The 13,883-nt window shown below is 53.3% G+C and carries 11 protein-coding genes and 1 pseudogene; all 12 read right to left on the reverse strand.

Features of this window, described 5'->3' with window-relative positions:
• Window positions 1-45: 45 nt before the first annotated feature.
• The 12 genes and pseudogenes from HBJ59_RS01400 to serC all read right to left on the reverse strand — a co-directional run bounded on the left by HBJ59_RS01400 (window position 46) and on the right by serC (window position 13,767).
• The gene (locus HBJ59_RS01400; RefSeq protein WP_167662582.1) at window positions 46-1,260 is read right to left on the reverse strand and encodes a glycosyltransferase; all 1,215 of its coding nucleotides are present in this window, start codon (window positions 1,258-1,260) and stop codon (window positions 46-48) included.
• Window positions 1,257-2,489 (reverse strand): oligosaccharide flippase family protein, encoded by a 1,233-nt coding sequence (locus tag HBJ59_RS01405; RefSeq protein WP_167662583.1) that lies wholly within the window; start codon window positions 2,487-2,489, stop codon window positions 1,257-1,259. The genes HBJ59_RS01400 and HBJ59_RS01405 overlap by 4 nt, the downstream gene beginning before the upstream one ends.
• Before the next feature lie 270 nt (window positions 2,490-2,759).
• Window positions 2,760-3,075: pseudogene (locus HBJ59_RS31340) on the reverse strand (helix-turn-helix domain-containing protein); the annotation flags it as partial.
• A 78-nt stretch (window positions 3,076-3,153) separates the two neighbouring features.
• Window positions 3,154-4,428, reverse strand: a complete 1,275-nt coding sequence (locus tag HBJ59_RS01410; RefSeq protein WP_167662584.1) for a Wzz/FepE/Etk N-terminal domain-containing protein — start codon at window positions 4,426-4,428, stop codon at window positions 3,154-3,156.
• A gap of 395 nt (window positions 4,429-4,823) precedes the next feature.
• Window positions 4,824-5,066, reverse strand: a complete 243-nt coding sequence (locus HBJ59_RS01415) for a LapA family protein (RefSeq protein WP_167662585.1) — start codon at window positions 5,064-5,066, stop codon at window positions 4,824-4,826.
• A 24-nt stretch (window positions 5,067-5,090) separates the two neighbouring features.
• Complete coding sequence (gene ihfB, locus HBJ59_RS01420; RefSeq protein ID WP_003218804.1) at window positions 5,091-5,387, reverse strand: integration host factor subunit beta; 297 nt, start codon at window positions 5,385-5,387, stop codon at window positions 5,091-5,093.
• Window positions 5,388-5,726: 339 nt separating this feature from the next.
• Complete coding sequence (gene rpsA, locus HBJ59_RS01425; RefSeq protein ID WP_003218806.1) at window positions 5,727-7,421, reverse strand: 30S ribosomal protein S1; 1,695 nt, start codon at window positions 7,419-7,421, stop codon at window positions 5,727-5,729.
• A 119-nt stretch (window positions 7,422-7,540) separates the two neighbouring features.
• Window positions 7,541-8,230, reverse strand: coding sequence for a (d)CMP kinase (gene cmk, locus HBJ59_RS01430; protein ID WP_003172653.1), 690 nt, complete (start codon window positions 8,228-8,230; stop codon window positions 7,541-7,543).
• Window positions 8,227-10,437, reverse strand: a complete 2,211-nt coding sequence (locus HBJ59_RS01435) for a bifunctional prephenate dehydrogenase/3-phosphoshikimate 1-carboxyvinyltransferase (protein WP_256670802.1) — start codon at window positions 10,435-10,437, stop codon at window positions 8,227-8,229. The genes cmk and HBJ59_RS01435 overlap by 4 nt, the downstream gene beginning before the upstream one ends.
• A gap of 28 nt (window positions 10,438-10,465) precedes the next feature.
• Window positions 10,466-11,578: a histidinol-phosphate transaminase gene (gene hisC, locus HBJ59_RS01440; protein WP_076017293.1), complete on the reverse strand. Its 1,113-nt coding sequence runs from the start codon at window positions 11,576-11,578 to the stop codon at window positions 10,466-10,468.
• 9 nt (window positions 11,579-11,587) lie between these two features.
• Entirely contained in the window at window positions 11,588-12,682 is a 1,095-nt protein-coding gene (gene pheA, locus HBJ59_RS01445) for a prephenate dehydratase (RefSeq protein WP_003218812.1), read from the reverse strand.
• Window positions 12,682-13,767: a 3-phosphoserine/phosphohydroxythreonine transaminase gene (serC, locus tag HBJ59_RS01450; RefSeq protein WP_167662587.1), complete on the reverse strand. Its 1,086-nt coding sequence runs from the start codon at window positions 13,765-13,767 to the stop codon at window positions 12,682-12,684. The genes pheA and serC overlap by 1 nt, the downstream gene beginning before the upstream one ends.
• Between the last annotated feature and the right edge of the window lie 116 nt (window positions 13,768-13,883).

The following is a 13,883-nucleotide window of genomic DNA, read 5'->3' on the forward strand; positions in this document are numbered from 1 at the left end:
AATTATTCTTGATTCCGAGAGCACCTTATTCTTTCAATATATATATTACTGAGCGCTATCATCTACACACATGGAGATTTGTTCCGCAGCCTTCGAAACAGTCATATTTTCCAAATACCAATTTTGCCCTACCGTTCCAATCTCAAGAAGCTGATGCTTTTCCATGTTTGCAGCTTCGCTAAATTTAGCAAATAGCCTAGACTCATTTTTAGGCGATGCGCTCCAACCAGCACGAATTTGATTTTGCAAAATCTCCCCAAAATCGGTTGCATCCTCAACAAAAGATAAAATTGGTACAGCCGATCTCAAATAGTCGACGGCTTTTGATGGAAATGTAGGCACGCTCACATCGCCTGAATTGAATACCAACCCTAAATCAGCACACTTTAGAAAATCTAAGTATTCTTCCCTAGGTTTAAAACCTTTGTAGATGACAAATTCAGCTACATCAAACTTAACAATATCATCGAGAATTTTTTCTCTTTCTGGGCCATCCCCAAAAATAAAAAATTTAGCTTTCAACCCTTGCTTCTTCGCGTATGTTGCGAGTTCAATAATTTTGCCTATTCCCCGCCCTTTAATAAGTTGACCTCCAAAAACACAAACCAGTTCATCGTGGATATCATTTGCAAGCCTCGCAGCGTATTGAGTATCTTTGTCACGTGTCAAAACGGTATTCGGCCCCCATAGATTTAATACCTCCGCTGTAGTAGAAGACCGAAGATTGTAATTGCTTTTAAGAAACTTAACGTTCTCTCCTGACATCAAACCTAATCGGTCGTAACCATGATAAGCTGCATTTTCTAGATATTTTAAAGGTGAAAATAAACACTTGGGGATGAGACCTAGCTCAGAATGATAGATAGGAAAAAAGTCCCAAAGAATTAAGTAGCCCCGAGAAGCATTTGTTTTTAACTTAGAATAAATTGGATGCATCACTAATGCTGGTGTGAAATTAACGACTAAATCAAAGGTTTCATTCGCAAGTGATTTTTTTACTGTCGAACTGATTAACCTTGAAGCAAATAACCACTTAAATATTTTACCAGCGGGGCCCAAAAATATCTTCCGATCAGTAGAAAATACCAATATGTCGACACCATTCTTTTGAACCCTGAAATTATTTTTGTGCTTTCCAGACCAATCCAACAAAACCACAGTAACCTTATGTCTTAAAGCCAGTTGTTCCGCAAGGCTATCAGATAGCCATGAATGGTTATGCTCCAACGAATAAGCTGTACACAACAAAAGCAAATTCAATTTAATCTCCTTTTAAAGTAAGAAAATACGAACACCAGCATGAAACAAAAACAAATTACATAAGTAAGCAAATAGGCATATCCAACTTTAGTTATTTCGTCATGCACAGGTAAATACATGTATAAAGCAACATATATGATGCCCTGTAAACACTCAAATATAAGCACTCGGCCAAATCTATCTACTGAAATCAATGTGTACGAGCAGAAAAGAGCACACATTCGAAATAGATCCCCTAGCAGATAATATTGCAAATATGCTTTGGACGTCTCATAACCGCCACCGAACAGCAGAAAAACGACTGTGCCGCTAAACACCAAGACGATGGTGGCTAAAGGAATGTACAGTAACGCCAACCCCCCAAGCCTCATCCCCCAGGTCAGAATATTAAAATTGTGTACGTTCCTTGAAAGATATGGCAAAAGCACCGCGGCACAAAACATGCCAAAAAACTGCTGCAGTGTATCTGAAAATTTTACGGCCACCTGCCAATTACTTAAAGATACCGGCCCAAAAAGAGACTGATAGTTTTCTCGCACAAAGATACTAACTAGAGGGAGAGAAACCAATCCTACATATACAATCAAACTATATCTGAAAATCTCCCGAGCACGTCGCTCTGAAAACATCATAACTAAATCTAGTTTAATTTTTCCTTCGTACGAATTATAAAGAAAAACAATAGGCAACACATATGACAATGGTAAAACCAGATATATTGCATCTGCATATCCCGACCGCACTAACAAAATAACAGCAAGAGTAAAGATTGATGAGCCACCAACACTAGATAATGCGAACTTTCTTATTTTACCTTGGGCAAGCGTCGCCGCCATTAAACAGCCGTATACATTTGAAATATAGAATAAAACGAGTATATATACTATAACCCACCAAGATACCTCACTAAAAAAAACAAACTCCTCTAACTGCTTTTTCAAACATATTAACACCAGTGTCATCACACTTAAAAAAACAAAACTATAGCTAAAAACAACCGAAATCTCATTTTGGAATTTTTTAGAATCATGTGAAACAGACAGATTTTTTATTAGAAAGTTAGTTGCCCCCCCCAATGAAAGTCCAAATATGATCGCCAAAAATGCCATATACTGAGCTAAATAGCCGAAGCCCTCTTCACCGAATTCAACGGCTAGAACTCTTAAGACTATTAAGGAGCAAAGCGTTTTATATCCGAACGAACATCCGATATAAATCGTCCTCCTCATTGAAATGCCACCCAGTTAGCAAAACTGTTCACTACCTACCCCTATACCTACCTAGAATTTGCATCGATGCCCGATGGCGGACCTTCACCCTTTTCAAATTTCGGATTATCTTTGTTACCTGCTTGGATAGCCAGCAATCCAGCCGCCATCACATTCTACCTAGCCGGTAAGACGACGGCTAGCTTACTACGTCTAAGCTCCGATTTTTTCGTTGGGATCCTGCGTAACGTTTTTTTAACTTGCGACTCGCGCCATGCTTCGGCAACTCTAGCGAGGCTGACCGACAAGGGGATTGAACCATTGCTCTATCGCCTGAGTCAGCACTTGCGGTGTCAAGAACGACTTACCTCCGCGCCCGGGCCTGTGGGCCAAGCCCGTTTAGTGCTGACTTAAAAAAGCTTGCACCAGTGAGTGACCGAGCGCAGAGAGAACCCAACCAAGCGGGCTATTTCAATCCGCGAGTTCCCTGTGCGGCGAACAGTTAAACCTGCGCGACGAACGTCACCCTGACTGATGGCAGCTGATCTTGTAAGCACGTCAGCTCAGCGCGCTCTTCAGGACTCAGGACAATATCTTGGACGCTTATATGTTCGCCCCCCCAAATAATGTAATCAGCGGGCAAGCATAAATGAGTTCATAGAGAACTTATTATTGAGACGACACGCTAGATGAGCTTGGGGCGGGAACTGAAGAGTATTTTACATAATGCCAGCGCAACACCCAGCACGCCACCAACGATCAAGCCACCTAAGATGATAAGTAGTTTTTTTGGTTTAATGGGTGACAATGGCTCGAGCGCCTGCCTATCAACGGTGACGAGCTTAAGATTACTAGTGTCAATATTCAGATTATTGAGACGAGCAATCTCGGCACGTAAAGGCTCAACACCACTGAGATAAAGTTCTTCATTTTTGCGATTTTTTAATATTTCAACCTGACGATTATCTTTGAGCAACTGTAATTCTTTTGCGATCTGCGCTATCCGAACCTCAGTAAATTCGTCAGATTTACGCTGTTGAAGAGCACTGCGCTCAGCTTCAAGCGCATCAACGCCCATGAAGTAAAGAGGAATTTGTTGGTTATTTACCTCGGTACGCATAATACTCGCCCCAGATCGCTCCGATTCACTCAATGATGAGGGCGTCGTCGGCTTGCGAATACCCAGGGATCGCGCAATTCCTATAGCCTCGTTGAGCTGCGCAATTCGATCAATGCGGTGCGTCTTCAATAAAGCCCGAAGCGCAGTCAATTCATCCTGCAGCTGCGAACGCTTTAAATTATCCTGCTCAAGCAGAATCGCAATTCTTGCCTCTTTTTCATTGTCGTAGCTTGCACGTGCGGCAGCGAGTTTGCCATTTAGCTCATTTAGACGGTTGCGTACAATAACCTCCATGTCCGCTGTAATTCGTCCGCGCTCATTGTTGATTGCGTAATCGACAAAACGGTTAAGAATCGCTACTCCGTCGATACCCTTGGGATAAACCATTTCGAGACGAATATAGTCACTTAGGGAGTCGGATTTATTGGGATCAGGCAAAATTAAATTGATCGAGTTACGGTTAAACTCTTCAAAGCTCTGCTCTAAGGAGCGCCCTGGTTGCTGAAATTCTTTAAATAGCACCTGATTGGCCCGAAAAAAACCCAAACGTGTGTCATATGACTCAAGAGAAGCTCCAACCCTAGTAAGAGCTTCATTTGGGGGGAGCTTATAAACCTCCGACCGATTTAAGGCATCCAGCTCATTGATTGCAGCAGGTCGCAGAACGCCGCTTACCTGGTATTCAGGAGTAACCATGTAGGCATAAACTGCTGCAATTAAACCTATGCCTGCAGTCACAAGCACTACCAGTATTTTTTGCTTCCAGACACACTGGAACATTGTTAAAAGATCAATTTCGTGTGCGGAAGGCACCAAGGCCGTACGGAGGCTACTACTCACAACAAAAACCTGCCTTCAAAGAGAAACTGCGGGCTCGTTATGCAGACAATTTGTGCATTTTTTATTCTAATTGGATGACCGCCAAAACCCAGCGTCTCTGCCGAATTCTGAGCGCACAAAATGCCCGTTATCGAGAACAGATTGCATTCTGCCATCTCTCTGACACATTACAAGTCTTGACATGTCTGTAGGAGATATCCTGATCGTTTAAGGGCAAGCCTGGCAGAGCTCGTTCTGGAGCATGAGAAAGAAAGGAAGCTCAAAGAAACAAGCTAACAGTGGACGATACCTCTGGCTTGCAAGCGAAAACGCGTCCACACCCACACAAAACGATAGAGGAATAAAAAACAGATTTTCTGACAAACGGTCATAAATCCCGCTCAGCAATCGAAACGTCAGCCCCGTACGACTGAGACCGGTTTAGAGCGCCGACGAAGGACCAAGACCCTCAACAACGGCCCCAATAACATCCCAACGATCAAAGCCACCACGACGAAAACCGACACCGGCATTTGCCCGGTAGCCAACCCCAAGAACGAGAGAGACACGCCCTGTTGATTCTCCAGCACAAATGCCACCACCACCAAAGCAACAATCAGCACCGCCAGCACAACTGCAACGCGCTTAACCCCACGCATAACCTTCTCCTACCCCAAAAACACTCAGACGCCTTCTTCCTCGTCTTCGTTCACCCGATCCCGCAATTCCTTGCCCGGCTTGAAGTGAGGCACAAATTTGCCGTCGAGACTGACAGACTGACCAGTCTTCGGGTTACGCCCTACACGAGGCGCCCGATAATGCAGCGAAAAACTACCAAACCCACGAATCTCAATCCGATCGCCGGTAGCCAGGCACTGTGACATCTGTTCAAGCATGGTCTTGATGGCCAGCTCAACATCTTTGGATGAGAGCAGCCCTTGATGGGTGACAATTCGTTCGATCAACTCCGACTTCGTCATATTTTTCCCTTCTTTTTCAAGCAGCTAGGAAAAGCGCTTCGAAGGTTTTAGCATGACCGGAGGAGTTTGAACAGCCCATGTATTGACTTATATTCAAAGACTTGGGGTGTAACTCGAAGAGAGCAGGCATTGCACCCCACGGCAGCCAGCTCTCGCTCAGCCTCACTGGAGCCACTCCAGCGCGATCACTGCCAGATAGAGCCTACAAGCGCGAATGCGCTGCCAGCGTGACGACAGCGCTCCAGCCGCAGAACGCCAAGGCGACGCTGCACACAACACCAAATCCCAGCCACAAAAAAGGGCGACCGAAGTCGCCCTTTTTCTATGGTCTGACAGAACTTAGTTCTGTTTTTCCATTTGTGCACGCAGCAGGTCGCCCAGAGTGGTAGGACCAGCAGAAGGCTCAGAGGTAGCTGGCTTGTCGCGCAGGCTCTGGATGGCTTCTTTCTCTTCAGCATCGTCTTTCGACTTGATGGAGAGCTGGATTACGCGGCTCTTGCGGTCAACGCTGATGATCTTGGCTTCTACTTCTTCGCCTTCTTTCAGAACGTTGCGCGCGTCTTCAACGCGGTCACGGCTGATTTCGGAGGCTTTCAGAGTCGCTTCGATATCGTCGGCCAGAGTGATGATGGCGCCTTTAGCGTCAACTTCCTTCACGATGCCTTTAACGATTGCGCCTTTGTCGTTCTCTTGAACGTACTCGGAGAACGGATCGCTTTCCAGTTGCTTGATACCCAGGGAGATGCGCTCGCGCTCTGGGTCAACCGACAGGATAACGGTGTCCAGCTCGTCGCCCTTCTTGAAACGACGAACAGCTTCTTCGCCAACTTCGTTCCAGGAGATGTCGGACAGGTGAACCAGGCCGTCGATGCCGCCGTCCAGACCAATGAAGATACCGAAATCGGTGATCGACTTGATGGTGCCGGAGATTTTATCGCCCTTGTTGAACTGGCCAGAGAAATCTTCCCATGGGTTAGATTTGCACTGCTTGATGCCGAGGGAGATACGACGACGCTCTTCGTCGATGTCCAGAACCATAACTTCCACTTCGTCGCCGACTTGTACGACTTTCGAAGGGTGGATGTTTTTGTTGGTCCAGTCCATTTCGGAAACGTGTACCAGGCCTTCCACGCCTTCTTCCAGCTCTGCGAAGCAGCCGTAGTCGGTCAGGTTGGTAACACGCGCGGTAACGCGAGTGCTTTCTGGATAACGAGCCTTGATAGCGACCCATGGATCTTCGCCCAGCTGCTTCAAGCCCAGGGAGACACGGTTGCGCTCACGATCGTACTTCAGAACCTTGACATCGATCTCGTCGCCAACGTTGACGATTTCCGATGGATGCTTGATACGCTTCCAAGCCATGTCGGTAATGTGCAGCAGGCCATCGACGCCACCCAGATCGACGAATGCGCCGTAATCGGTGAGGTTCTTGACGATACCTTTGACTTGTTGGCCTTCCTGCAGGGATTCCAGCAGAGCTTCACGCTCGGCGGAGTTCTCTGCTTCCAGGACGCTGCGACGGGAAACGACAACGTTGTTGCGCTTCTGGTCGAGCTTGATGACCTTGAATTCGAGTTCTTTGCCTTCCAGGTGCGTGGTGTCGCGCACAGGACGAACGTCGACCAAAGAACCTGGCAGGAACGCACGGATGCCGTTAACGTCGACAGTGAAGCCGCCTTTAACCTTACCGTTGATAACGCCCTTGACCACTTCTTCAGCTGCGAAGGCTGCTTCGAGAACAATCCAGCATTCAGCGCGCTTGGCTTTTTCACGGGACAGCTTGGTTTCACCGAAACCGTCTTCAACCGAGTCCAGAGCAACGTGAACTTCGTCACCGACATTGATAGTCAGGTCACCAGCATCGTTGTAGAACTGTTCCAGCGGGATCAGAGCTTCAGACTTCAGACCAGCGTGAACGGTTACCCAGCGAGCTTGGTAATCGATATCAACGATAACACCGGTGATGATGGAGCCTGCCTGAAGGTTCAGGGTTTTTAGGCTTTCTTCAAAGAGTTCCGCAAAGCTTTCGCTCATTTTAATTCCTGTTGATAAGGGCGAAGAATACGCCCATCTCCACACCCCAGACGGTGTGGGTCAGTTTCAATTAAAAGAAGCACCACAGGACTATGACTGGTCCCCTGCGGCCTTCTTGGTCACCCGGCGATATCGCGAATGGCGATTTCACTCAAGATGCGTTCCAGCACCTGCTCGATGGACAACTCCGTGGAATCCAGCTGTATGGCGTCAGCCGCCGGCTTGAGCGGGGCTACCGCACGCTGGGTATCACGCTCATCGCGTGCACGGATCTCATCTAGCAGACTCGACAGACTAACACCATCGACTTTGCCCTTCAACTGCAAGTAACGGCGGCGGGCCCGCTCCTCGGCACTGGCAGTCAGGAAAATCTTCAGCGGCGCCTCGGGAAACACCACCGTGCCCATGTCGCGGCCGTCAGCCACCAGACCCGGCGGTTCCTGGAAAGCCCGCTGGCGCTGCAGCAAAGCGTCGCGCACCGCCGGCAATGCGGCGACCTGGGAAGCCCAGGAACCGACTTGCTCGTTGCGCAGGTCGTCGGTCACATCGTCCCCTTCCAGGATGATGCGCTGGGGATGACCTTCCGTCGCCCCGACGAACTGCACGTCAAGATGCGCAGCCAGCAGCTTCAGCGATTCTTCGTTGGTCAGGTCGACGCCATGGTTGCGTGCGGCGAAGGCCAGCAAGCGGTACAGCGCCCCGGAGTCCAGCAGGCACCAGCCCAGGCGCTTGGCCAGGATGCCGGCGATCGTGCCTTTGCCCGAGCCACTTGGCCCGTCGATGGTAATCACCGGTGCTTTGATATTCACAATTGAGCCTCTTGGGCAACACGAATGCCGACTTGGGCACACAGTGTAAGAAAATTCGGAAAAGACGTAGCCACGTTGGCACAGTCATGGATACGAATCGGCGCAGCCGCTCGCAGGGAGGCCACGCTGAAAGCCATGGCAATCCGGTGGTCGCCATGGGCATGCACTTCGCCGCCGCCTATCACGCCACCGTCGATGATAATCCCATCAGGTGTCGGTTCACACTTCACGCCCAGGGCGAGCAGACCGTCGGCCATGACCTGAATCCGATCGGACTCCTTGACCCGCAACTCCTCTGCTCCGCGCAATACCGTTCGGCCTTCGGCGCATGCCGCAGCCACGAACAGCACCGGAAACTCATCGATAGCCAGCGGAACCAACGCTTCGGGAATCTCGATCCCCTTCAACGGCGCCGCGCGAACACGCAAATCAGCAACAGGCTCGCCACCCACTTCCCGCTGGTTTTCCAGGGTGATATCCGCGCCCATCAGCCGCAGGATATCAATCACTCCGGTACGGGTCGGATTGATGCCCACATGCTCAAGCAACAGCTCGGAGCCTTCGGCAATCGACGCCGCCACCAGGAAGAACGCCGAAGAGGAAATATCCCCCGGCACTTCGATATGCGTAGCGGTCAGAGCGTGACCGGACTCGACCGAAGCCGTAGCACCCGCCACCTCCACCGGATAACCAAAACCACGCAGCATCCGCTCGGTATGGTCACGGGTCGGCGCCGGCTCGGTAATCGAGGTTTTACCCTCGGCATACAACCCGGCCAGCAACAGGCAGGATTTAACCTGAGCACTGGCCATCGGCAATGCGTAGGTCAGACCTTTAAGTGCCTGCCCACCGCGAATCGTCAGAGGTGGGCGCCCTTCCGGCCCGGTCTCGATCACCGCGCCCATTTCGCGCAATGGCTTGGCCACGCGACTCATCGGGCGCTTGGACAGCGAGGCATCACCCGTCAACACGCTGTCAAAGCTCTGGGCCGCCAGCAAGCCAGACAACAGCCGCATGGAAGTGCCGGAGTTACCGAGATAAATCGGTCCTGGCGCCGGCTTCAAGCCATGCAGGCCAACCCCATGAATGGTGACGCGCCCATGGTGCGGGCCCTCAATCACTACACCCATGTCGCGAAACGCCTGCAAGGTCGCCAGGGCATCCTCACCCTCCAGGAAACCCTCTACCTCGGTAACGCCGTCCGCCAGGGAGCCGAGCATGATCGAACGATGGGAGATCGACTTATCCCCAGGCACCCGAATCTGCCCGCTCAAGCGGCCACCGGGACTGGCGAGAAACACCAGGTCATCAGCGTTTGCGGCAGCATCCATATAAGCCCGGCGCGCCAGAATCTTGCTGAAATGCTCCCGCGCCACCCGCGCACGAGTGAACACGCCCAACAACTGATGCCCGTCGCCCGCATCAACTGCGTCGCGCAGGGCGTCGAGGTCGCTGCGGAACGTATCCAGGGTGCGCAACACTGCATCGCGGTTGGCGAGGAATATGTCGTGCCACATCACCGGGTCACTGCCGGCGATCCGGGTGAAGTCGCGGAAACCACCGGCGGCGTAACGGAAAATCTCGAGGTTCTCGTTGCGCTTGGCCAGCGAATCCACCAGGCCAAACGCCAGCAAATGCGGCAGGTGACTGGTCGCGGCCAACACTTCATCGTGGCGCTCGACCTGCATATGCTCGACATCCGCCCCCAGCTCGCGCCAGAGCCGATCCACCACGGCCAATGCCGCAGGATCGGTTTCATCCAGCGGCGTCAGAATCACTTTATGGCGACGGAACAGCTGCGCATTGGACGCCTCAACGCCGCTCTGCTCGGACCCGGCAATCGGGTGCCCGGGGACAAAGCGCGCAGGCATGCCACCGAAGGCCAGCCGCGCCGCACGCACCACATTGCCCTTGGCACTGCCGACATCGGTCAGGATTGCCTGCCCAAGGTCCATGCCGGCCAACAGCGCCAGCAACTTCTCCATGGCCAGGATCGGTACCGCCAACTGAATGACATCCGCACCCCGGCAGGCAACGGCGAGGTCCGCCTCACAGCGGTCCACCACGCCCAACTCCACCGCCAGCTTGCGCGACTGCGGGTCCAGGTCCACACCGACCACTTCGCCACACAGGCCGCTTTCCCGCAGGCCCTTGGCGAAGGAGCCGCCGATCAATCCCAGACCGACCACCACCAGGCGACCGATCATAGGCATAGCAGGTTGCAATGCAGTGACATCAACCACGAGCCAGAACCTTGGCCAGCGCCTCGAGGAAGCGGCTGTTTTCAGCAGGCAGTCCAATGGTGATGCGCAAGTGGTTCGGCATGCCGTAATTGGCCACCGGACGCACGATCACACCTTCACGCAACAGGCCCTGGAACACAGGAGCGGCCACTTGACCCAGGTCGACACAAATGAAGTTGCCCTTGGACGGAATCCAGCCCAGGCCCAACTCACGGAAGCCTTCCTGCAACTGCAGCATGCCGCTTTCGTTGAGGCGACGGCCTTCTTCAAGGTATTCAGCGTCCTGCACCGCAGCGCAAGCCGCCGCCAGCGCGAGGCTGTTGACGTTGAATGGCTGGCGAACGCGGTTCAGCACATCGGCCACCACCGGCGTGGACAGGCCATAGCCGACCCGCAGCGACGCCAGGCCGTAAGCCTTGGAGAACGTACGCGAGACCAGCAGGTTCGGATAAGCCGCGAGGAAGTCCAGGCCGTCCGGCAGGTCGCTGCCTTCGGCGTACTCGATGTAAGCCTCGTCCAGCACCACCAGCACGTGCTCAGGGACGTCTTGCAGGAAGTTGTCCAGCACCTCGGCGCTGAACCAGGTACCGGTCGGGTTATTCGGGTTGGCGATAAACACGACGCGGGTCTGCTCGTCGATGGCCGCCAGCATGGCCGGCAGGTCATGCCCCCAATCCTTCGCAGGAATCACGCGAGCTTCAGCGCCCACGGCCTGGGTCACGATCGGATAGACCGCAAACGCATGCTCACTGAACACAGCGTTCAGGCCCGGCGCCAGATAGGCACGCCCGACCAGCTCAAGAATGTCGTTGGAGCCGTTACCCAAGGTCACCTGATTCAGCTCAACGCGGCATTTTTCCGCCAACAAGGACTTGAGCTCAAAACCATTCCCATCCGGATAACGCGTCAGCTCAGCCAGCGCGTCACGAATCGCAGCCAATACCTTGGGGCTTGGGCCCATCGGGTTTTCGTTACTGGCCAGTTTTACGATCTTCGACGGATCCAGGTTCAACTCACGCGCCAGCTCGTCCACAGGCTTGCCCGGAACGTAAGGCGACAGTTGTTGCACGCCCGGCTGTGCCAGGGCGAGGAAGTTGCCACTCATGTTAAAGCCTCACAAAACCGCTTTCGGGTAAGAGCCCAGCACCTTGAGTGCCACGGCTTCCTGACTGATTTTCTCGAGCACACCCTTGACCAGTGGGTCGCGGTGATGGCCGACGAAGTCGATAAAGAACACATAAGTCCATTTACCGCTGCGCGAAGGACGCGTCTCGATTCGCGTCAGGTCAATCCCGTTGTCGTGGAACGGCACCAGCAGCTCATGCAGCGCGCCAGGCTTGTTGCTCATGGAAACGATGATCGACGTCTTGTCGTCGCCGGTCGGCGGCACTTCCTGGCTGCCGATCATCAGGAAGCGCGTGGAGTTATCCGGGCGATCCTCGATTTTCTCGGCCAGGCGCGTCAGGCCGTAGAGGCCCGCGGCCATATCGCCGGCAATTGCCGCCGAATTCCACTCACCCTTGACCCGCTTCGCCGCTTCGGCGTTGCTGGACACCGCCACGCGCTCCACGTTCGGGTAGTGCGCGTCCAGCCACTTGCGGCACTGGGCCAGGGACTGAGCGTGGGAATAGATGCGGCTGATGCTGTCGGTCTTGGTGTTTTCGCCCACCAACAAGTGGTGGTGGATCCGCAGCTCAACTTCGCCGCAGATCACCATGTCGTGCTCAAGGAAGCTGTCGAGGGTGTGGTTGACGGCGCCTTCAGTGGAGTTTTCCACCGGCACCACGCCAAAATTCACCGCCCCGGCTGCCACTTCACGGAACACTTCGTCGATCGCCGCCATCGGCTTGCTGATCACCGCGTGGCCAAAATGTTTCATGGCCGCGGCTTGGGTGAAGGTGCCTTCAGGACCGAGGTAAGCCACTTTCAGCGGCTGCTCCAGCGCCAGGCACGAAGACATGATTTCACGGAACAACCGTGCCATCTCTTCGTTGCCCAACGGGCCCTTGTTGCGTTCCATCACGCGCTTGAGCACCTGGGCCTCACGCTCCGGCCGGTAGAACACCGGCACTTCGCCTTCAGCCAGGGACGCCATTTTCACCCGTGCAACTTCCTGGGCACACCGCGCGCGCTCACTGATCAGCTCCAGGACTTTCTCGTCCAGGCTGTCAATGCGTACGCGCAGGGCCTTGAGTTCTTGCTCAGACATTAGCCGTGTTCCTTTTCGAACTCTGCCATGTAAGCCACCAGCGCCTTGACGGCGTGGATATCCACAGCGTTATAGATGGAGGCGCGCATGCCACCTACCGAACGGTGGCCCTTGAGGTTCAACAGGCCGCGCTCGTCGGCGCCGGCCAGGAATGGCTTGTCCAGGCGGTCGTCAGCCAGACGGAACGGCACGTTCATCCACGAACGGTCAGTCAGGTTGATCGGGTTGCTGTACAGGCCGCTGGCGTCGATGAAGTCGTACAAGGTACGTTTCTTCTCTTCGTTGAGCTTGCCCATGGCAGCCACGCCGCCCTGCTCTTTCAGCCATTCGAACACCAGACCAGAAAGGTACCAGGCGAAGGCCGGCGGCGTGTTGTACATCGAGCCGTTGTCGGCCGCGACCTTGTAGTTGAGCATGGTCGGGCACAGCGAACGCGCACGCCCCAGCAGGTCTTCACGGATGATGTTGACCAGGATGCCGCTCGGGCCGATGTTCTTCTGCGCACCGGCGTAGATCATGCCGTACTTGGACACATCGATAGGCCGCGAGAGGATGTCCGACGACATGTCGCACACCAGCGGAACATCACCCACTTCCGGCACCCAGTCGAATTCCAGGCCGCCGATGGTTTCGTTCGCTACGTAGTGAACATAGGCCGCGTCTTTCGAAAGCTTCCACTCGTTCTGACCAGGGATGGCGAAGTAGTCGTAAGGCTTGGCAGTGCCCGCCACATTGACGTGACCGTAACGGGAAGCCTCTTCAATGGCCTTCTGCCCCCAGATACCGGTGTCGATATAGTCGGCAGTGCCATCTTCCGGCAGCAGGTTCAGCGGGATCTGGGCGAACTGCTGGCTCGCACCGCCTTGCAGGAACAACACTTTGTAGTCAGACGGGATGTCCAGCAAGTCGCGCATATCCTGCTCGGCCTTGATGGCAATGGACACGAACTCATCGCTGCGATGGCTCATTTCCATCACGGAGAGGCCTTTTCCATGCCAGTCGAGGAGTTCACCCTGCGCGCGCTGCAGGACTGCTTCAGGAAGCGCCGCGGGGCCGGCACAGAAGTTATAGGCTCTCTTGCTCACATCCAATCTCTCTGATCTGGTGGGACTGAAATCAAACACTGTAGGAGCGAGCTTGCTCGCGAAAAACCCGAGAGCGCAAGGGCGTATCAGGCAGCCCGCGTTATCGTTGGCGATTT

Source organism: Pseudomonas sp. AN3A02 (genome assembly GCF_011765255.1).
In the GTDB taxonomy this organism is placed as follows: Bacteria; Pseudomonadota; Gammaproteobacteria; order Pseudomonadales; family Pseudomonadaceae; genus Aquipseudomonas.